The 20,392-nt window shown below is 48.1% G+C and carries 21 protein-coding genes and 2 pseudogenes; 11 read left to right on the top strand and 12 right to left on the bottom strand.

Annotated features, from left to right (window positions below; genetic code table 11):
- Positions 1 to 36: 36 nt before the first annotated feature.
- Complete coding sequence (locus CRI63_RS01250; RefSeq protein WP_130205460.1) at positions 37 to 528, top strand: DUF1097 domain-containing protein; 492 nt, start codon at positions 37 to 39, stop codon at positions 526 to 528.
- Positions 529 to 589: 61 nt separating this feature from the next.
- Here CRI63_RS01250 and csgG read toward each other — a convergent pair whose 3' ends face one another.
- The 4 genes from csgG to csgD are packed head-to-tail and all read right to left on the bottom strand — an operon-like array spanning position 590 to position 2,932.
- Positions 590 to 1,423, bottom strand: a complete 834-nt coding sequence (csgG, locus tag CRI63_RS01245; protein WP_130205462.1) for a curli production assembly/transport protein CsgG — start codon at positions 1,421 to 1,423, stop codon at positions 590 to 592.
- Positions 1,424 to 1,448: 25 nt separating this feature from the next.
- On the bottom strand, positions 1,449 to 1,865 hold the full coding sequence (gene csgF / locus CRI63_RS01240; protein ID WP_064528489.1) for a curli production assembly/transport protein CsgF: 417 nt from the start codon (positions 1,863 to 1,865) through the stop codon (positions 1,449 to 1,451).
- A gap of 22 nt (positions 1,866 to 1,887) precedes the next feature.
- Positions 1,888 to 2,277, bottom strand: a complete 390-nt coding sequence (gene csgE, locus CRI63_RS01235; protein ID WP_130205465.1) for a curli production assembly/transport protein CsgE — start codon at positions 2,275 to 2,277, stop codon at positions 1,888 to 1,890.
- A 4-nt stretch (positions 2,278 to 2,281) separates the two neighbouring features.
- Positions 2,282 to 2,932, bottom strand: coding sequence for a biofilm master transcriptional regulator CsgD (gene csgD / locus CRI63_RS01230; protein ID WP_064528493.1), 651 nt, complete (start codon positions 2,930 to 2,932; stop codon positions 2,282 to 2,284).
- Positions 2,933 to 3,691: 759 nt separating this feature from the next.
- On the opposite strand from csgD, the gene csgB reads away from it, so the two are divergent.
- The 6 genes and pseudogenes from csgB to clsC all read left to right on the top strand — a co-directional run bounded on the left by csgB (position 3,692) and on the right by clsC (position 7,520).
- Positions 3,692 to 4,147 (top strand): curli minor subunit CsgB, encoded by a 456-nt coding sequence (gene csgB / locus CRI63_RS01225; protein ID WP_130215852.1) that lies wholly within the window; start codon positions 3,692 to 3,694, stop codon positions 4,145 to 4,147.
- A gap of 40 nt (positions 4,148 to 4,187) precedes the next feature.
- Positions 4,188 to 4,647: pseudogene (csgA, locus tag CRI63_RS01220) on the top strand (curli major subunit CsgA).
- Between the two features lie 59 nt (positions 4,648 to 4,706).
- Positions 4,707 to 5,039, top strand: coding sequence for a curli assembly chaperone CsgC (gene csgC / locus CRI63_RS01215; RefSeq protein ID WP_000992819.1), 333 nt, complete (start codon positions 4,707 to 4,709; stop codon positions 5,037 to 5,039).
- Positions 5,040 to 5,156: 117 nt separating this feature from the next.
- Complete coding sequence (locus CRI63_RS01210) at positions 5,157 to 5,468, top strand: type 1 fimbrial protein (protein ID WP_130205471.1); 312 nt, start codon at positions 5,157 to 5,159, stop codon at positions 5,466 to 5,468.
- A 94-nt stretch (positions 5,469 to 5,562) separates the two neighbouring features.
- The gene (gene ymdB, locus CRI63_RS01205) at positions 5,563 to 6,096 is read left to right on the top strand and encodes an O-acetyl-ADP-ribose deacetylase (protein ID WP_064528503.1); all 534 of its coding nucleotides are present in this window, start codon (positions 5,563 to 5,565) and stop codon (positions 6,094 to 6,096) included.
- A pseudogene (gene clsC / locus CRI63_RS01200) lies at positions 6,038 to 7,520 on the top strand (cardiolipin synthase ClsC). Before ymdB ends, clsC begins: the two are co-directional and overlap by 59 nt.
- A 7-nt stretch (positions 7,521 to 7,527) precedes the next feature.
- Here clsC and mdoC read toward each other — a convergent pair.
- Positions 7,528 to 8,685 (bottom strand): glucans biosynthesis protein MdoC, encoded by a 1,158-nt coding sequence (mdoC, locus tag CRI63_RS01195; protein ID WP_130222069.1) that lies wholly within the window; start codon positions 8,683 to 8,685, stop codon positions 7,528 to 7,530.
- Positions 8,686 to 9,078: 393 nt separating this feature from the next.
- Here mdoC and mdoG point away from each other — a divergent pair, with 393 nt between their 5' ends.
- The 3 genes from mdoG to CRI63_RS01180 all read left to right on the top strand — a co-directional run bounded on the left by mdoG (position 9,079) and on the right by CRI63_RS01180 (position 13,550).
- On the top strand, positions 9,079 to 10,614 hold the full coding sequence (gene mdoG / locus CRI63_RS01190) for a glucans biosynthesis protein MdoG (RefSeq protein WP_130222255.1): 1,536 nt from the start codon (positions 9,079 to 9,081) through the stop codon (positions 10,612 to 10,614).
- Positions 10,607 to 13,150, top strand: coding sequence for a glucans biosynthesis glucosyltransferase MdoH (mdoH, locus tag CRI63_RS01185; RefSeq protein ID WP_130222068.1), 2,544 nt, complete (start codon positions 10,607 to 10,609; stop codon positions 13,148 to 13,150). Before mdoG ends, mdoH begins: the two co-directional genes overlap by 8 nt.
- 172 nt (positions 13,151 to 13,322) lie before the next feature.
- On the top strand, positions 13,323 to 13,550 hold the full coding sequence (locus tag CRI63_RS01180; RefSeq protein ID WP_130205481.1) for a YceK/YidQ family lipoprotein: 228 nt from the start codon (positions 13,323 to 13,325) through the stop codon (positions 13,548 to 13,550).
- Here CRI63_RS01180 and CRI63_RS01175 read toward each other — a convergent pair whose 3' ends face one another.
- The 3 genes from CRI63_RS01175 to lpxL form a co-directional block, all read right to left on the bottom strand.
- A complete protein-coding gene (locus CRI63_RS01175; protein ID WP_130205483.1) occupies positions 13,551 to 13,925 on the bottom strand; it encodes a MysB family protein in 375 nt (124 codons plus the stop codon).
- 82 nt (positions 13,926 to 14,007) lie between these two features.
- A complete protein-coding gene (mdtG, locus tag CRI63_RS01170; RefSeq protein ID WP_135518222.1) occupies positions 14,008 to 15,234 on the bottom strand; it encodes a multidrug efflux MFS transporter MdtG in 1,227 nt (408 codons plus the stop codon).
- Between the two features lie 169 nt (positions 15,235 to 15,403).
- The gene (lpxL, locus tag CRI63_RS01165; RefSeq protein WP_130258286.1) at positions 15,404 to 16,324 is read right to left on the bottom strand and encodes a kdo(2)-lipid IV(A) lauroyltransferase; all 921 of its coding nucleotides are present in this window, start codon (positions 16,322 to 16,324) and stop codon (positions 15,404 to 15,406) included.
- A 223-nt stretch (positions 16,325 to 16,547) separates the two neighbouring features.
- Here lpxL and CRI63_RS01160 point away from each other — a divergent pair, with 223 nt between their 5' ends.
- The gene (locus CRI63_RS01160) at positions 16,548 to 17,600 is read left to right on the top strand and encodes a rhodanese-related sulfurtransferase (RefSeq protein ID WP_135518221.1); all 1,053 of its coding nucleotides are present in this window, start codon (positions 16,548 to 16,550) and stop codon (positions 17,598 to 17,600) included.
- A gap of 41 nt (positions 17,601 to 17,641) precedes the next feature.
- On the opposite strand, the gene CRI63_RS01155 is transcribed toward CRI63_RS01160, so the two are convergent.
- The 4 genes from CRI63_RS01155 to solA form a co-directional block, all read right to left on the bottom strand.
- Positions 17,642 to 18,217, bottom strand: coding sequence for a YceI family protein (locus CRI63_RS01155; protein WP_064528519.1), 576 nt, complete (start codon positions 18,215 to 18,217; stop codon positions 17,642 to 17,644).
- A gap of 3 nt (positions 18,218 to 18,220) precedes the next feature.
- Positions 18,221 to 18,787 carry a cytochrome b gene (locus tag CRI63_RS01150; RefSeq protein WP_135404183.1) on the bottom strand — a complete coding sequence of 189 codons (567 nt, stop codon included), beginning with the start codon at positions 18,785 to 18,787 and terminating at the stop codon, positions 18,221 to 18,223.
- Between the two features lie 261 nt (positions 18,788 to 19,048).
- The gene (locus CRI63_RS01145; protein WP_001253741.1) at positions 19,049 to 19,162 is read right to left on the bottom strand and encodes a YceO family protein; all 114 of its coding nucleotides are present in this window, start codon (positions 19,160 to 19,162) and stop codon (positions 19,049 to 19,051) included.
- A 47-nt stretch (positions 19,163 to 19,209) separates the two neighbouring features.
- The gene (gene solA, locus CRI63_RS01140; protein ID WP_130258288.1) at positions 19,210 to 20,328 is read right to left on the bottom strand and encodes an N-methyl-L-tryptophan oxidase; all 1,119 of its coding nucleotides are present in this window, start codon (positions 20,326 to 20,328) and stop codon (positions 19,210 to 19,212) included.
- Positions 20,329 to 20,392: the final 64 nt, after the last annotated feature.

Raw genomic sequence — 20,392 nt, 5'->3', positions numbered from 1 at the left:
TCATTCATGGCCGCGTTTTCTGCTATCATTCGCGGCATGAACATACTTCTCTCTATTGCAATCACAACAGGCATTCTCTCCGGTATCTGGGGATGGGTGGCCGTTTCCCTTGGTTTACTCAGCTGGGCGGGTTTCCTTGGCTGCACGGCCTACTTTGCCTGTCCGCAAGGTGGCCTGAAAGGGTTGGCGATCTCCGCTGCAACGCTGCTTAGCGGTGTGGTGTGGGCAATGGTCATTATTTACGGTAGTGCGCTGGCACCCCATCTGGAAATAGTTGGCTATGTCATGACTGGCATTGTCGCTTTCCTGATGTGTATTCAGGCCAAACAGCTATTGCTGTCATTTGTTCCGGGTACATTTATCGGTGCGTGTGCGACGTTTGCCGCGCAGGGAAACTGGAAACTGGTATTGCCATCTCTGGCGCTTGGGCTGGTGTTTGGTTACGCGATGAAAAACAGTGGGCTTTGGTTGGCGGCGCGCAGTGCCAAGACCGCTAACCATGAGCAACAAGTAAAAAATAAAGCGTGAGAGAATCACGCTTTATATTGAATACGTAAAGGCCGGATTAATACTCCGGCTTTTTTATGGATCAGGATTCCGGCGGTACTGACAGATGGCGGTATTTCACCAGAATGTCATTCTGCAGATCTGCTTTATTCTGCAAATCCCACAGACCGCGGTCGATACCATCATTAATCAGGAAGATAACACCGGTTTCAATCGCCGACATCAGGCATAGCATAACGGGTTCGTTCGAGGTATATCCTACTTCCCCTTCCAGTAACCGCTGGTAGTCGATAAAGCGGAAGACGCCGGCCTGGACTTCATAGGAAAGAATGGTCTTACTGGTGTTCACTGATGACAGGATTTCACCGGTGCTGACATTAACGACACGCAAGTTCACCGCGATTTGGTCAAGTTGGTACTGCGTATCGGCGCCAATACCGAAGTATCTCGCCCCGGCACCGCCCGATTTCACATTACTTTCATAACCAATAATCGACCCTTCAACCATGATATTGGCTGCCGTCAGCGACTGTAGCGGGATCCGGTTATTGAGCGCAACAGTGCCGTTTTCTTGTGCCGCACGAATAATCTTACGTTCGTTGAGTAAGTTTTGTAGGCCCTGACGCTCCAGTGGTACAAACCAACGCGAATCTTTCAATGCGGTGACCAACATGGCGGTCGCGCTTTGCGGAACTGCGGTGGAGAAGTTACTCGCCGGATAGGGTTTAAATTGTCCAGTTTCATCCTGGATGTTGTATACCGAGACAAAGATTTTGCCCGTTGGCGAAGGCAAATGGGTTAAATCTTTGTAGCTTTGAGCTCGAGGCATTAATGTCGGCTTGGCGGCTTCTTTTGGTGGTGCTGTTAAGCATCCACTCAGCAACATGACTGCAACCAAAACAAATAAGCGCTGCATATTATTTTCCTTACAAAGCTGGGGCTTAAAAATCGGTTGAGTTATTTTGTAATCCCGAAACCTGAATCGTGGACGTTTGACCCGTTTTACGATCGGTTACGTTCAGTTGCAGCTGACCATCCCGGTTGGCAATATCGACGATATATTCGTTAGTCACCATTCGTCCTGGCTGACCCGTATTAATATTTGTCAGCAGCCCACCTAATATTTGTGACTGAATGGCCTGGGTGAAGTTATCTAACGCCGAGGGCGTTTCAATACCAAAGTCATCATCATAGCTTGGATCTTTATACGAGTTCTGTGCCTGGGCGCTGTTTAGTAAAAAAGCGCCATTATTGGGGTTGCCACCAAAATTAGGATTGCGGAACTGGAAGGTCATATTCCCGGCCCAACTTATTGGCGAAATTAGCATGAGTAGAATTACTGCATGTTTGACACGCATTGCAGCCTCCGGACAATTTAATTTAAAATTCATCAGGCGCTAAATCGCCCGTACTCAGTAAAGCCTGACTAATCTGTCGACGGTTCAGTGCTTCTTCAGTTTGTGCCAGTGCAAAGACAACAGTTTTCTCGAAGTCTCTTTTCAATGGGAATAAAAAAGTCTGGAAAATAACGTCCTGATTTACCGTTATGGTGATCCAGCTTCCCCATCGTGCACTGGGCCTTTCATTAATCGTCAAGTTCCCGGTATAGCTACTTTCCCATTTATCACTAAAGGCACGATAAAAATCATGTCCAATGGATGAAACAGTATGGTCAGTTAACAATCCCGGTACTTCTACCTCTACGGCGTGAACATTCCCCGCAGCGAAGAAAATATTCGCTGCTACAATCCAGCATAAATAACGTTTCATGGCTTTATCGCCTGAGGTTATCGTTTGCCCATGAGACTGCTTGAGTCCGGTTTTTGACTGCTATCTTCTTGAAAAGATTATAAAGATGCGTTTTAACCGTATTTTCGCTGATGAACAGCGAACGAGCAATCTCGTTATTGGAGGCGCCGATACGCAGTTTATTAAGGATCTCTTTTTCCCTATGAGTAAGGAGGGCAGATTCCGTGCTGTTATAACGATAGTTACCTGAATGTGTAATCAGATAGCTGGCAAGTTTTTGCGTAAAGTAGCATTCGCCGCGTAAGACGCCTTGCAACCCATTGATGACGCGTTCTTGATCCTCCAGGGCGTAAAAAACACCGTTGATATGAGGCCAGTTTTCAATGTCGCGGTACGGGTAATCGTCTGGAGTATTTAACAACAGTGTTTTGATGTTGTTGTGTTTTCTGCTTAATGTATCCTGCCAGTAATGGATGAGTTTTTTATCTGCTTCCATCATATCCAACAGAATAATGCAGCCAGAAGATATATCGTCCAGAGAACGTTGAATGTTATGTAGTTTTCCTGTGATTGCCAGCGATTGTTTTAAATGCTGCAATAACGCAGTCGCTTGCAAGGAAGGTTTAGTGATTAACAGTAATGTATGACCATGAATACTATGGACTTCATTAAACATGATGAAACCCCGCTCTTTTTATTAATCGCACACCTGACAGCTGCCTTTATTCAATAAAGGCACCAGAAGTACTGACAGATGTTGCACTGCTGTGTGTAGTAATAAATCAACCCTAAATGGGTAAAAAATAAAACTAATGGATTACATCTGATTTCAATCTAGCCATTACAAATCTTAAATCAAGTGTTAAACATGTAACAAAATGTAATCTGGTAATTAAATTTGTTAACATTGGGGGGTTGTTAAGTTTGGTAATGATAGAAAAGTTGTACATATGGCTTTTATTGCACAATTTTGAAAAGTCATACAAATACGCGTAACTACATGATTGTTTTTATAAAATTTATTTATCTCTGGTCCTTTTGTTGCGCTAAAATTGTCTGCATTTTCATATTCTCTTCATGGACAATTTTTGGCTGCAAAAAAACGATGTTTGTGACGGCTTGTCAGGCAAACATATCGACAGAATCTTCGTGAATCATGAGGAGAGATAGTTTGTCGAATTTTCGTGGTCAAAAAAACGACGGTTTAAAAAGTAAACAAAATAATTTTTGCGTAAATAACAGCGTATTTACGCGAGTTTTAATACTTTGGCATGAGTAAAAAAAGAAAAATACAACGCGCGGGTGAGTTATTAAAAATATTTCCGCAGACATACTTTCCATCGTAACGCAGCGTTAACAAAAAACGGTTTGCGTTAACAACCAAGTTGAAATGATTTAAATTTCTTAAATGTACGACCAGGTCCAGGGTGACAACATGAAAAACAGATTGTTATTTATGATGTTAACAGTACTGGGTGCGCCTGGGATTGCAGCCGCGGCAGGTTATGATTTAGCTAATTCAGAGTATAACTTTGCGGTAAATGAATTGAGTAAGTCTTCATTTAATCAGGCAGCCATAATTGGTCAAGCTGGTGCTAATAATAGTGCACAGTTACGGCAGGGAGGCTCTAAACTTTTGTCGGTTGTTTCGCAAGATGGTAATAACAACCGGGCAAAGATTGACCAGACAGGAGATTATAACCTTGCGTATATTGATCAGGCGGGCAATGCCAACGATGCCAGTATTTCGCAGGGCGCATATGGTAATACTGCAATGATTATCCAGAAAGGTTCTGGTAATAAAGCAAATATTACGCAGCATGGTACTCAAAAAACGGCAATTGTAGTGCAGAGACAGTCGCAAATGGCTATTCGCGTAACACAGCGTTAATTTCCATTCGACTTTTAAATCAATCCGATGGGGGTTTTACATGAAACTTTTAAAAGTAGCAGCAATTGCAGCAATCGTATTCTCCGGTAGCGCTCTGGCAGGTTCTATTCCTCAGTACGGCGGTGGCGGCGGCAACCACGGTGGTGGCGGTAATAACAGCGGCCCGAATTCAGAACTGAATATTTACCAATACGGTGGCGGTAACTCTGCTGTTGCATTGCAGGCTGATGCCCGCAACTCTGATCTGACAATTACCCAGCACGGCGGCGGTAACGGCGCAGATGTGGGACAAGGTTCTGATGACAGCTCAATTGAACTGACCCAACGTGGCTTTGGTAACAGCGCGACACTGGATCAGTGGAACGGGTAAAAACTCTGAAATGACTGTTAAACAGTTCGGTGGCGGCAACGGTGCAGCAGTTGACCAGACTGCATCTAACTCCAGCGTCAACGTAACTCAGGTTGGCTTTGGTAACAACGCGACCGCTCATCAGTACTAATACAGAATTTGTATTACAGAAACAGGGCGCAAGCCCTGTTTTTTTTTCGGGAGAATAGTATGAACGCGTTATTACTTCTCGCGGCGCTTTCCAGCCAGATAACCTTTAATACAACCCAGCAAGGTGACATGTACACCATTATTCCTGAGGTTACTCTGACGCAATCATGCTTGTGCCGGGTGCAAATATTATCTCTGCGTGAAGGCAGTTCGGGACAAAGTCAGACGAAGCAAGAAAAGACCCTTTCATTACCCGCTAATCAACCCATTGCCTTGACGAAGTTGAGTTTAAATATTTCCCCGGACGATCGGGTGAAAATAGTTGTTACTGTTTCTGATGGACAGTCACTTCATTTATCACAACAATGGCCGCCCTCTTCAGGAAAGTCTTAATGTATTGATAGTTGAGCATAAAATGAGCCAGAAGAGAATGGTCTGATACGAATCGGCCACCTGAAAGCATGGATAACACACCCTCAAGGATGATTAATCATTGAGGAAATAGAAGAGATGTTCAGACCGTTATTAAACTCCCTTATGCTTGGCAGCCTGGTTTTTCCTTTCTTTGCAACAGCGGAAAGTAATGCGCAAGGTGGCGTGATTCATTTTTATGGTCAAATTGTGGAACCGGCGTGTGACGTGAGCTCCCTACAAGCGCCAGTTGAAATGACCTGTATGCAAAATGGTCCTGTACAGAGCAAAACGTATTCCAGCAAAGAGCTAATGAGCGGCAAAGTTAAAAATGCGCAAATTGCCTCAGTAAAAGTGCAGTATCTTGATGAGCAGAAAAAGCTGGCTGTGATGAATATCGAATATAACTAAGTTTCTGAATCACTCACGTCGCTGACAAGAAAAATGCGATTTCTCTAAAAACCCTGCTGTACACTTAAGAAACAAGATGGTGTAAGGAGGCGTTATGAAATCGCGTATTCATGTTGTACAGGGCGATATTACCAAACTGGCCGTTGATGTGATTGTTAATGCGGCAAATCCATCGTTGATGGGGGGAGGCGGCGTCGATGGCGCTATACATCGCGCTGCCGGTCCGGCGCTGCTGGATGCCTGTTTAAAAGTCAGACAACAACAGGGCGATTGCCCTACGGGACACGCAGTAATTACCCTCGCAGGCGATCTCCCCGCCAAAGCTGTTGTACATACTGTTGGACCCGTGTGGCGCGGCGGAGAACAAAATGAAGATCAGCTATTGCAGGATGCCTATCTCAATAGTCTGCGACTGGTGGCGGCGAACAGTTATACATCGGTAGCTTTCCCTGCCATTAGTACTGGTGTTTATGGATACCCACGCGCTGCAGCGGCTGAAATAGCAGTAAAAACCGTTTCGGAATTTATTACCCGTCACGCTTTACCCGAGCAGGTATACTTTGTCTGTTATGATGAAGAAAACGCCCATCTCTACGAAAGACTCCTTACCCAACAAGGAGATGAATGATTTGCCCCGGCTGGCGAGCGCGGTGTTGCCCTTGTGTTCGCAACATCCAGGACTGTGCGGCATTTTCCCCCTTGATAAAGGTCTGGATGCGTTTGCCGCACGTTATCGCCTGGCAGAAATGGCGGAACATACGCTGGATGTTCAGTATTACATCTGGCAGGACGATATGTCGGGGCGGTTACTGTTTTCCGCTCTGTTAGCCGCCGCGAAGCGTGGCGTTCGCGTTCGTTTGTTGCTTGATGACAACAATACACCCGGACTTGATGACATTTTACGCTTGCTCGATAGTCATCCGCGGATTGAAGTTCGACTTTTCAATCCTTTCTCATTTCGCTTATTGCGTCCGCTTGGCTATATCACCGATTTTTCCCGTCTCAATCGACGTATGCACAATAAGAGTTTTACCGTCGATGGCGTGGTGACGCTGGTGGGGGGGAGAAACATCGGCGATGCATATTTTGGAGCAGGAGAAGAACCGCTTTTTTCAGATTTAGATGTGATGGCAATGGGGCCGGTTGTTGAGGACGTCGCTGATGATTTCGCCCGCTACTGGTATTGCAAATCAGTTTCACCCTTGCAGCATGTTCTGGATGTGCCAGAAGGTGAAATGGCTGATCGTATTGAGCTACCCGCATCCTGGCATAATGACAGCATCACGCATCGCTATTTGCATAAACTGGAATCAAGCCCTTTTATGAATCAACTCGTTGAGGGGGCGTTACCGCTTATTTGGGCAAAAACGCGTTTATTAAGTGATGATCCTGCGAAAGGGGAGGGCAAAGCAAAACGCCATTCCCTTCTGCCGCAGCGTTTGTTCGATATCATGGGGTCACCCGGCGAGCGGATTGATATTATCTCTTCCTATTTTGTGCCGACGCGTGCAGGTGTAGCGCAACTGTTACGGAATGGTAAGAAAAGGGGTAAAGATAGCAATCTTAACCAACTCACTTGCCGCCAATGATGTCGCTGTGGTGCATGCTGGCTACGCACGCTGGCGCAAAAAATTGCTCCGTTATGGCGTGGAACTCTATGAACTGAAGCCGACGCAGGAACAACCCGGTACACTGCACGACCGTGGAATAACCGGGAATTCCGGTGCCAGTCTGCATGCCAAGACCTTCAGTGTCGATGGCAAAACCGTATTTATTGGTTCATTCAATTTCGACCCGCGTTCTACATTACTCAACACTGAAATGGGCCTGGTAATAGAGAGCAAAACGCTGGCGCAACTGATCGATAAACGCTTTATTCAGAGTCAGTATGATGCGGCCTGGCAGTTGCGTTTGGATCGGTGGGGGCGGATTAACTGGGTCGATCGCCACGGGAAGGAAAAAATTATTCTCAAAAAAGAACCCGCAACCAGTTTCTGGAAGCGGGTTTTGGTCAGACTGGCGTCAATATTACCCGTTGAATGGTTATTGTAAGTGTGGCTCAGCGGGCTGGCGCTTTATCATTCTCGCGCTTAATGGCCGGTTTTCCGGAGAACAAAAACTTCAACAACGGAATGCGTAAATGAATTTCATACAGAATTATCGCAATCCCTATCACAAATATCAGGCCGCAGAGAAAACCAAGCCAATTTGAGGTGATATGCGGGGTGATGTATGCGCCGAAAAACAGCGTTAACGGGTGGTGAACCAGGTAGATAAACAGCGATGCGTTTACAAAATAGGTCACCCGCGCCGACTGAAAATTGAGCAAACGGTGACCAAAGGAGAAAACCACATTCACCATCCACAAGCCGAGTACCATCGTGATCACCGACTCGGTTTCATACATCCAGGCATCGCCGCTACCGTAACGTTGATTGAGCAAATATGCGACAAATGCCATTGCTGCAGCGAGTGTGCAACCACGAGAAGGTGTGGTAAACAAGGCTTTAAGATTAGGGAAAATAAAAGCTAATGCGCCAAGGATAAAAAACGGCATATAAAACAGCGTCTGCATGAAAATAAAATTGAACATGCCATCGCTTAAAATAGGCGGATAAACGATAAAGAGCGTTCTTCTTATTGCCGCATAGCCGATGCCGAGGCATAAGAAGATCACCGATAGTTTAGCCATTGAGAATTTTTTATTTTTGTTATCGGAATTATCTAAATTATCTTTGATGCGCTTAAATATCCATATGCAAAGTGTCGTCATGACCACCAATACCAGTAAAAACCACAGGTGCGAAATTAATTCCCAGGCCAGTGTATTATATTTGTCATATAATGACAGGCCAGGCCAGCTTTCTGCTTTGCCTTTGACATACTGCAGCATAATGAATTGCGGCAAGGTCAGCAGAGGAATGGCCGTTAACATCGGGATCCCCACGCGTTCGACGCGAACTTTCCACCATTTTTTCAATGGGTAGCGCAAAAAAAGCATGTAGGAAAAATAACCAGAAATAACGAAAAATACCTGCATGCGGAACGAGTGGATGAAATCGTTAAAAAGTGTCAGCCACCAGGATGGTTCTGCGCTATTCACATGCCAGGTGTGGCTTGAATAGATTAAAGAAATATGAAAAGGGATCCCTAACAACATCAACCAGGCGCGGATGGAGTCGAGGAAATATTCACGCTGCGCGGGTACTGGATTCATATATGATTAACTAATCTCGGATTTTTCGTCTTATCCCTGCCGGGTAATGCCTTTAGGCTTTTGCCATAACAACATCGACCTGACCGCATCTGGCACAGGCTTCACGGGTGTTTTTGCGCGGCATAGTCACTACCACTAACCAAAATGGAAGCGTCTGTAAGACTGTTGATAAATAAATTTGCTGGCAAACCCTACACGAACTCGCTGCTTCTGTCTTTAGGAGAAGCACGGAAAGTGAAAACGGTCGCAATCAAGTGCTTAATCCATGAGCCAGCATGCTGAATAACACCGGGATTCTGTTGTCGTAATGGCTGGTTATCCATTAAAATAGATCGGATCGATATAAGCACACAAAGGGGGAAGTGCTTACTTATTATGAAACATAAACTACAAATGATGAAAATGCGTTGGTTGAGTGCTGCAGTAATGTTAACCCTGTATACCTCTTCAAGCTGGGCGTTCAGCATTGACGATGTTGCAAAGCAAGCTCAATCCTTAGCCGGAAAAGGCTATGAGACGCCTAAAAGCAACTTGCCCTCCGTTTTCCGCGACATGAAATACGCGGATTATCAGCAGATCCAGTTTAATCATGACAAAGCCTACTGGAACAATCTGAAGACCCCATTCAAGCTCGAGTTCTACCATCAGGGTATGTACTTCGACACGCCGGTCAAAATCAATGAAGTTACTGCAACGGCAGTAAAAAGAATCAAATACAGTCCGGATTATTTTACATTCGGCGATGTTCAGCATGACAAAGACACGGTAAAAGACCTTGGTTTTGCCGGTTTTAAAGTGCTTTACCCGATCAACAGCAAAGATAAAAACGATGAAATCGTCAGCATGCTCGGGGCTAGCTATTTCCGCGTGATTGGTGCAGGTCAGGTTTATGGCCTTTCTGCCCGCGGCCTGGCAATTGATACCGCGTTGCCATCCGGTGAAGAATTTCCGCGCTTTAAAGAGTTTTGGATCGAGCGTCCAAAACCGACTGATAAACGTTTAACCATTTATGCATTGCTTGACTCACCGCGAGCGACAGGCGCTTACAAGTTTGTGGTTATGCCAGGACGTGACACGGTTGTTGATGTGCAGTCTAAAATTTATCTGCGCGACAAAGTCGGCAAACTGGGTGTTGCGCCGCTAACCAGTATGTTCCTGTTCGGACCGAACCAGCCGTCTCCGGCGAATAACTATCGTCCGGAATTGCACGACTCAAACGGCTTGTCTATCCATGCCGGTAACGGCGAGTGGATCTGGCGTCCGCTGAATAACCCGAAACATCTGGCGGTTAGCAGCTTCTCTATGGAGAATCCGCAAGGGTTTGGTCTGTTACAACGTGGCCGCAACTTCTCTCGTTTTGAAGATCTCGACGACCGTTACGATCTGCGTCCAAGCGCCTGGGTAACACCGAAAGGGGAGTGGGGCAAAGGTAGCGTTGAGTTGGTAGAAATCCCGACTAACGATGAAACTAACGATAACATCGTCGCTTACTGGACGCCGGACCAGCTGCCGGAACCGGGTAAAGAGATGAACTTTAAATACACCATCACCTTCAGCCGGGACGAAGACAAATTGCATGCGCCAGATAACGCCTGGGTACAGCAGACGCGTCGTTCAACGGGGGATGTGAAACAATCAAACCTGATTCGTCAACCTGACGGTACTATCGCCTTTGTGGTCGATTTTACTGGTGCAGAAATGAAAAAACTGCCAGCGGATACGCCAGTCACCGCACAAACCAGTATTGGCGATAATGGTGAGATTGTAGAGAGTACAGTGCGTTATAACCCGGTCACCAAAGGCTGGCGTCTGGTAATGCGCGTGAAAGTGAAAGATGCCAAGAAAACCACTGAAATGCGTGCTGCGCTGGTGAATGCCGATCAGACGTTGAGTGAAACCTGGAGCTACCAGTTACCTGCCAATGAATAAAACAACTGAGTACATTGACGCAATGCCCATCTCCGCCAGTGAGAAAGCGGCATTGCCGAAGACCGATATCCGCGCCGTTCATCAGGCGCTGGATGCCGAACACCGCACCTGGGCGCGGGAGGATGACTCCCCGCAAGGGTCGGTGAAGGCGCGTCTTGAACAAGCCTGGCCGGATTCACTGGCTGATGGGCAGTTAATTAAAGACGACGAAGGACGCGATCAGCTGCAGGCCATGCCGAAAGCAAAACGTTCCTCTATGTTTCCCGACCCGTGGCGAACTAACCCGGTAGGGCGATTCTGGGATCGTCTGCGCGGGCGCGATGTGACACCGCGCTATCTGGCTCGGTTGACCAAAGAAGAACAGGAAAGCGAGCAAAAATGGCGTACCGTCGGGACAATCCGTCGTTATATCCTGCTTATCCTGACACTGGCGCAAACCGTTGTCGCCACCTGGTACATGAAGACGATTCTTCCGTACCAGGGGTGGGCGTTTATTAATCCGGTTGATATGGTCGATCAGGATCTGTGGGTTTCCTTTATGCAGCTCCTGCCTTATATGCTGCAAACCGGCATTCTGATCCTCTTTGCTGTTCTTTTCTGCTGGGTGTCTGCCGGTTTCTGGACCGCGTTAATGGGGTTCCTGCAACTGCTCATTGGTCGCGATAAATACAGTATTTCTGCGTCGACCGTTGGCGATGAACCGCTAAACCCGGAGCATCGTACGGCATTGATCATGCCCATCTGTAATGAAGACGTGAATCGCGTCTTTGCAGGCTTGCGCGCAACGTGGGAATCGGTAAAAGCCACCGGCAATGCTAAACACTTTGATGTCTACATTCTGAGTGATAGTTACAACCCGGATATCTGCGTCGCAGAGCAAAAAGCCTGGATGGAGCTTATCGCTGAAGTCGGCGGCGAAGGGCAGATTTTCTATCGCCGCCGCCGCCGTCGTGTAAAGCGTAAAAGCGGTAATATCGATGACTTCTGCCGTCGCTGGGGCAGTCAGTACAGCTACATGGTAGTGCTGGATGCCGATTCAGTGATGACCGGTGATTGCTTGTGCGGCCTGGTGCGCCTGATGGAAGCCAACCCGAACGCCGGGATTATCCAGTCTTCGCCGAAAGCATCTGGTATGGATACGCTGTACGCGCGCTGCCAGCAGTTTGCGACCCGTGTTTATGGACCATTGTTCACTGCCGGTCTGCACTTCTGGCAACTTGGCGAGTCGCACTACTGGGGGCATAACGCGATTATCCGCGTGAAACCCTTTATCGAGCACTGCGCGCTGGCGCCGTTGCCGGGTGAAGGCTCTTTTGCCGGTTCAATCCTGTCGCACGACTTTGTAGAAGCGGCACTGATGCGCCGTGCAGGTTGGGGAGTATGGATTGCGTACGATCTCCCAGGCTCTTATGAAGAGTTGCCACCAAACTTGCTGGACGAGCTAAAGCGTGACCGTCGCTGGTGTCACGGCAACCTGATGAACTTCCGCCTGTTCCTGGTCAAAGGGATGCACCCGGTACACCGTGCGGTGTTCCTGACGGGGGTAATGTCTTATCTCTCTGCGCCGCTGTGGTTTATGTTCCTCGCGCTCTCGACCGCATTACAGGTAGTGCATGCGTTGACCGAACCGCAATACTTCCTGCAACCACGGCAGTTGTTCCCTGTGTGGCCGCAATGGCGTCCTGAACTGGCGATTGCACTGTTTGCCTCAACAATGGTGCTGCTGTTCCTGCCAAAATTGTTGAGTATTTTGCTCATCTGGTGCAAAGGGACTAAAGAGTATGGTGGCTTCTGGCGCGTCACTTTGTCGCTGCTGCTGGAAGTGCTGTTCTCCGTACTGCTGGCGCCGGTGCGCATGCTGTTTCATACGGTATTCGTGGTCAGTGCCTTCCTCGGCTGGGAGGTGGTGTGGAATTCACCGCAACGTGATGATGACTCCACTTCCTGGGGAGAAGCGTTTAAACGTCACGGTTCGCAACTGTTACTGGGCCTGGTGTGGGCGGTTGGTATGGCATGGCTGGATCTGAGATTCCTGTTCTGGCTGGCGCCGATTGTCTTCTCGCTGATCCTGTCACCGTTTGTTTCGGTGATCTCCAGCCGTGCGACCGTAGGGCTGCGTGCTAAACGCTGGAAACTGTTCCTGATCCCGGAAGAGTATTCACCGCCGCAGGTGCTGGTAGATACCGATCGTTTCCTTGAGATGAACCGTCAACGTTCTCTCGACGATGGCTTTATGCACGCGGTATTTAACCCGTCGTTTAACGCCCTGGCAACGGCAATGGCGACCGCGCGTCACCGCGCCAGTAAGGTGCTGGAAATCGCCCGTGACCGCCACGTTGAACAGGCGCTGAACGAGACGCCAGAGAAGCTGAACCGCGATCGTCGTCTGGTGCTTTTGAGCGACCCGGTAACGATGGCACGTTTGCATTTCCGCGTATGGAACTCTCCGGAGAAATATTCTTCATGGGTGAGTTACTATGAAGGGATAAAGCTGAATCCACAGGCATTGCGTAACCCGGATGCGGCTTCGCAATAAAAACGTAGTTGCCTGATGCGCTACGCTTATCAGGCCTACATCGTTCCTGCAATATATTGAGTTTGCAAGATTTTGTAGGTCGGATAAGGCGTTCACGCTGCATCCGGCAAAAACAACGAGCCAATAAAAATACCGGCGTAATGCCGGTATTTTTTTAGGAAAGAGGTATCAAATGCGTTTCATTGTGGTAGGCATCATGGTTACCTTACTGAGTGGCTGTGGCAGCATCATTAGCCGCACTTTACCGGGGCAGGGGCATGGCAACCAATATTATCCCGGAGTGCAATGGGATGTTCGTGACTCCGCATGGCGCTATGTTACGATCCTCGATCTGCCGTTCTCCCTCGTCTTTGATACCTTACTCCTGCCCATTGATATTCAACATGGGCCATATGAGTAATTAACGCTCATCCCATTCATCGGCGGCAGCGCGTCCTTCTTCAGTATCCAGAGGCGGCTCAAGCTGAAATTCGCCTTCGTCCCATTCATGCAGCGTATTTTCATCCTGCCATTCCTGGCGGATTTCAATTTCATCATAATCGCCGTCAAAGACGCTTTGTGCAGCTTCACCGCTGAACATTGGCAGACATTCACCTTCTTCGCCTTCATCAGCAAAAAACTCAACCTGCCACATAATGTCGCCATCTTGCAGAATGTATTTCTGGACATTGAACTGTTGCACATTTGCTTCATCTGCATCGATTCCGGGGTTGTCAGCAAGAAATTCTTCCCGTGCGGCATCAATGGCTTCTTCAAGCGTTGCGTACATAGTCATCACGATTCTCCCTTTGATTTGATGATGTATTCAGGGAAAGAATAGCTGATTATGCGCTTTTGCAAGTATGAAAGGCGAAAAATCAGCCTGTCACTTGGGGCAATCGGCGGCGACGCAAACTGTTCCAGGAATAAACCGCGTTAAACAACACAACTCCTGCGGTGACCAGAAACACTGCGCGGAAACCATAGTTTGCCGAGATAGCCGCGCCCATCAATGGTCCCGTAACGTTGCCAATATCACGAAATGACTGGTTGTAGCTGAAAATTCGTCCGGCGATTTGGTTTGTTGAGTTATAGACCAGTAGCGTTTGTACCGCGGGGAGTAACGCGCCATCAGCGGCTCCAAGTAAAAAGCGTAAAACCCCCAGTTGGAATGGTGTCTGGACGTAAGACATGGGGATTAACAGCAGCACAGAAAAGAGCAGCGCCGTTATCAGGATCTTCTCTGGCCCGATACGATCCCCCAGTTTGCCAAGCCGTGGCGCGCTAAGTAGCGCAGCCACGCCGGGGACCGAGGCAATCATGCCACTGATAAAAGCAACATTACTGACATTCCCCGCCAGTTCGCGGACATAGAGTGTCAGGATTGGCGCGATTGAACCGGTGGCGACCTGGATGATTAATGTTGTGACAAACAGGCTAAGTACCAGCTTCGGGTTTTTAAGCGATGTCACGACATCCCGCATGTGCAGCATCTCTTTTTTGCTGACTGGCTGGAATTTCTCTTTGATACAAAATAGGGTGACGAAAAAGCAGAGTATTAGCACACTGGCGGTAATAAAAAATACCGGACGTAAGCCGTAGTTATCGGCGAGCAGGCCGCCAGCCATGGGGCCGAGCAGCGCGCCGCTAACCCCACCGGTAGAGAGTGTACCCAGCGCCCAGCCGCTTTTATTGCGTGGGACCTGAGTGGCGATTAGTGCGTTGGCATTAGGGACAAATCCACCGAGCAGACCCAGCAATGCTCGCAGGATCAGAAATTGCCAGATATTTTGCACTACCCCCATCAGCACCATCACGATACCCATCCCGAGGGCAGAGCGCAGGAGCATAATTTTTCGACCTTTGCGGTCAGCTAATCCTCCCCAGAACGGAGATGCAATGGCGGAAAATAGAAAGGTAATACTGAAGACAATCCCTGACCACATATTTAGCGCCGAGTGGCCCGTAACGCCAAGTTGCTCAACGTAGAGGGGTAAGAACGGCATTACCAGACTGAAGGCGGCGCCGGTAAGAAAACAGCCAAGCCAGGCAACGAGCAGGTTTCGTTTCCAGTTTATGGGAGTGTCATTTTCACAGAGTGACATAGCAATCCGCTGTTGGTGCGCCAGGACGCGGTGAACAAGAGAATAAAAGATAAGCACACTAATTATGCGCCTGACTTATAAGTGACGCAATGCAGAGAGCTTTTATCGCTAAATCAAGGGGGGATGTTGATGTGCCGGATGCGATGCTGCGCATCCGGCATAAAGAAGGTTAGTAACGTGAAGGAACGCCTTCCGGGCGCGTTTTGAAGCGGCGATGCAACCACATGTATTGTTCTGGCGCCATCATGATGCATTTTTCGACCACTTTGTTCATCCACGCGGCGGTGGTTTCAGCGTTATCCAGAGGCGGTGAGCACTCTGGCGGTAGCATGATCAACTGATAACCTTTGCCGTCCGGCTTACGACGAGGGACAAATGGCACCAGACATGCGCCGGACATTCGTGCCAACATCCAGGTGCCGCTGGTGGTTGCCGCCTGCTCAACGGCGAACAATGGCACAAAAACGCTCGAGCGCGGACCGTAATCGTGATCCGGCGCATACCAGACGACTTCACCTTTTTTCAGGGCTTTAATCATCCCTTTTAAATCTTTGCGATCGAGCATTGATTTATTCGAACGCAGGCGCCCCCAGGTTTGCAGCCAGTCGATCAATGGATTGTCATTTGGGCGATAAACCCCGATCCCCGGCTCCTGCATTCCAAATTGTCGCGCACCGAGTTCCAGCGTCAGAAAATGGATGCCAACTAACAGGATGCCACGCTTTTGCGCCTGCACGTCACGGACATGCTCCATGCCGATAACTTCCGTCCAGCGGGCAACCCGACTTTCTGGCCAGAACCATGCCATGCCGGTTTCCATCAGTCCCATGCCAACGGATTCAAAATTCTTAATCACCATCTGCTGGCGCTCTTGTTCGCTCATTTCCGGGAAGCACAGTTCCAGGTTGCGATGCACAATTTTGGCGCGTCGTTTCATAAAACGTAACGCCAGTCGTCCTGTCACACAGCCGAGGCGATAGATAATCGGGTAGGGCAATTGCACGACCAACCAAAGTACGCCAATACCCAACCAGGTTAACCAATAACGCGGATGAAGCAGTGCGGTGGAGAACTTGGGTAGATTCGTCATATCAATCCTGTCTTTCAACCTATACGGGCAATTGTATGTATTGTCGCATTTTTTCGCCCTCAACCAAAATTTGAGGCTGAAGACTGGGCGAAAATGCCGCGCATGTAAACTATTAATAATTTTTAATGCGCAAATGTAGCGTAAAAAGTGTGGATGTTAATTTGCGATTATTGCTATATCATGCGCCGGATTTTACTTTCCCACCTCGCAGGAACCGTACACCATGCCAGTGTTACACAACCGCATTTCCAACGACGCACTGAAAGCCAAAATGCTGGCCGAGAGTGAACCGCGCACCACCATTTCGTTTTATAAATATTTCCATATTGCCGATCCTAAAGTGACCCGCGATGCTTTATATCAGCTATTTGCTTCGTTGAATGTTTTTGGCCGGGTCTATCTGGCTCATGAGGGGATCAACGCGCAAATTAGTGTACCAGGGAGCAACGTCGAGACATTTCGCGCACAGCTTTATGCTTTTGATCCTGCGTTAGAGGGTTTACGCCTGAATATTGCGTTGGATGATGACGGGAAATCCTTCTGGGTGCTGCGCATGAAGGTCCGCGAGCGGATTGTCGCTGACGGGATTGACGATCCTCAATTTGATGCCACTAATGTCGGGGAATACCTGCAAGCGGCGGAAGTGAATGCCATGCTTGATGATCCCGATACGCTGTTTATCGACATGCGCAACCACTATGAATATGAAGTCGGTCATTTCGAAAATGCGTTAGAAATTCCGGCTGATACCTTTCGTGAACAACTGCCGAAAGCGGTTGAGATGATGCAGACGCATAAAGATAAAAAAATCGTCATGTACTGCACTGGTGGCATTCGTTGCGAAAAGGCCAGTGCCTGGATGAAGCATAACGGCTTTAATAAAGTCTGGCATATTGAAGGCGGCATTATTGAATACGCCCGTAAGGCGCGTGAACAAGGCTTACCAGTGCGTTTTGTTGGCAAAAATTTCGTTTTTGACGAACGGATGGGCGAGCGCATCTCTGATGAAGTTATTGCGCATTGCCATCAGTGCGGCACGCCATGTGACAGCCATACCAACTGTAAAAATGATGGCTGTCACTTGCTGTTTATCCAGTGTCCGACATGTGCTGAGAAATTCAAGGGGTGTTGTAGTGAGATTTGCTGCGAAGAGAGCGCGTTACCGCCAGAAGAACAGCGACGCCGTCGAGCCGGGCGAGAAAATGGCAATAAAATCTTCAATAAGTCGCGGGGACGCCTGAATACGACACTGGGCATACCTGATCCAGCGGAATAAACATCATTGCCGGATGCGCGTCATCCGGCAACATTTCAGCATTATTTCTGCTGTACACCTTCCACCGAAATAATCAGATCAACTTCCTGAGAGGCTGGACCTAAATCTGACTTGATATTGAAGTCTTTCAGCTTAATTTTACCTTCAGCTTCGAAGCCAGCACGTTTACCGCCCCACGGATCGTCGCCCTGGCCAATCAACTTCGCTTCCAGCGTTACTGGTTTAGTTACGCCATTCAGTGTCAGATCACCTGTGATATCCAGCTCGTCACCGTCTTTCTTTACGCTAGTGGACGTAAAGGTTGCCTGCGGATATTTTGCTGTGTTGAGGAAATCCGCGCTGCGCAGATGTTTATCGCGCTCGGCATGGTTGGTATCTACGCTGGTGGTGTTAATGGTGACATTGACTTTATCGGCAGCCGGATTCTTTTCATCAAACGTAAAAGTACCGTCGAAATCTTTAAACGTGCCGTAAACCCAGCTGTAGCCCAGATGTTGTATGCGGAAATTGACAAAGGCGTGCTGGCCTTCTTTGTCAATTTTGTAATCGGCAGCAATAGCTGAACCGGCAGAGAACAACAGGGAAGCGAAGGTTAAACCAAGCAGGCTTTTTTTCATTTTTTATACTCCATAGTCAGATGACGACTTTCCCAGCATGCGCTTCAGGGTGTCGTCTTTATCGATGAAATGATGTTTCAGCGCCATAAATCCGTGCATAACTGACAGGACGACGACACTCCAGGCAAACCAGAAATGTAGAGCTCCTGCTAAGTCAGCTTGCGTGCCTGCGTCGGCAAGCGTTGCGGGGATTTCAAACCAACCAAAGATGCTGATGGGTTTGCCATCGGCGGTCGAAATAAGGTAGCCGCTCAAGCCAATAGCAAAGAGCAAAAGATAAAGTGCCAGATGGCCTGCTTTCGCTCCGTAACGTATACCGGGGGAATAGCTTTTCAATGGGCCAGGCGGAGGAGAAATCAAACGCCAGAGAACGCGAATAACCAGCCCCATCATTAACAGAATACCGATACTTTTATGCAACTCTGGCGCCTTGTGATACCAACCGTCGTAATAACTTAACGTTACCATCCACAAACCTAAAGCAAACATGCCATAGACAATAATTGCCGTCAGCCAATGTAAAGCGGCAGAAATAACACCATAGCGTTGAGGGGAATTTATGAATTGCATAACTGCATCCAGAACATATTCACGAGGTAATGAAAATGGCCTGTCATGAGATGAATTGCAACTTAAAAACAACAATCCGAATGATATTTATTTTTATTTCAATAATTTTGATTTAATAATGAAAGAACCTTCATAAGTTTAGTGGTTTCAGGGTGAGGGATATCTGGTGAATGCTGTTGCGACTGGAATGAGCTTATTCAAATTTTCACGCCAAATGAAAGGGAAATTAAATTTTTGTCAGTTTGTGTCAGCGCCTGGTGATTAAAAATAAAACACATAGATCAGATCCATAATCGCCAATACCCCCCAGAGAAAAAGATAAAGCATGAGATGTTCGCGAATATTATTGATGAGATAGTTCACCAGGCGACGCATTAAAAGCTCCTGTAAAAACGGCCTCAACTTAGAGGCCGTGATGATGGTTATTGAAAGCGGGAAAGCCGGAATGGCGTTAAATCAAAATCGATTTTTTTGTCTTGCGCAAAGTCAGCGGCTATTTCCCCTAATACCGAAGCAAATTTAAAGCCATGCCCACTCAGGCCGGTAATCAGTAGCGTATTAGCGTGTCCTGGTAGGGTATCGATAATAAAATCTTCGTCAGGCGAATTATCATAGGTGCAAGCCGCGCCATACAGGCAGCAGCCGATACCAGGCAACACACTACGTAAGAATGGGAAAGCTTCGGAACCGTCACTGTCGATTTCCGCAAACGGAACACGTTCATCCGCTGAATGAATGACCTGACCACCGTTATGTTTCCCAATCTTCAGAGCATCGTTTTCCGCCGGAAAACCGTAGTATTGATCGCCATTGGGTAATTCACCGGTAAAGGCCGGGAATTTATTCTTCACGCTATAGCGGCCATCGGCCTGATACCAGGCGAATACTTTACGTACGGGCTGGATGGGCAGTTCTGGTAGCAGCTCTTTTACCCAGGTACCCGCACAGACGATCGCTTTCTTCGCCTGGTACTCGCCGTCCGCCGTTTCAATAGTTACGCCGTTATCGTCATGACGAATTGCGGTGACCGGACAGTTAAACAGCTGTGCGCAGCCAGCTTCATTCGCCAGTTTGATCCAGGTTTTAATCGCCAGTTCGCTGCGTAAAAAACCGGAATCGGCCTCAAATAGCCCGATATAGTTGTCAGGAACGCGTATTTCCGGCCAGCGGGCCATAATTGTCTGTGCATCCAGTTTTTCGACGTTGAGTTGCCATTGTTCCGCGCTGTGGGCGACATTGGCGAGAAACTCGGAGTCGGCAGGGCCGAGGTTGATGACGCCGGAGCGCACAAAAACGGGGTCTTCTTCGTTGTGACGGGAGAGTTCATCCCACAGGGTTTGCGCACGGAGTACTAGCGGGACATACTTTTCGCCTTCGCCATAAGCATGGCGAATTAATCGCGTATCTCCGTGGTGGCTGCCGTGTTGATGTGGCGGCATATGGCTGTCGGTCATCAGCACTTTCAAACCGGCCTGGGTGGCATAATACCCGGCTGCAGCGCCTACGGAACCGCTGCCAATAATGATGAGATCGTATTTCATTTTTTTCTCTCTGCTCTCATGGTTTAAGCAGAGTAAATAAGTAACAAACGATATACAACCCAGA

This window comes from Escherichia sp. E2661 (assembly GCF_004745185.1).
In the GTDB taxonomy this organism is placed as follows: domain Bacteria; phylum Pseudomonadota; class Gammaproteobacteria; order Enterobacterales; family Enterobacteriaceae; genus Escherichia.
The sequence above is the reverse complement of the archived record's forward strand: the minus strand, read 5'-3'. Positions and strand labels throughout refer to the sequence as shown.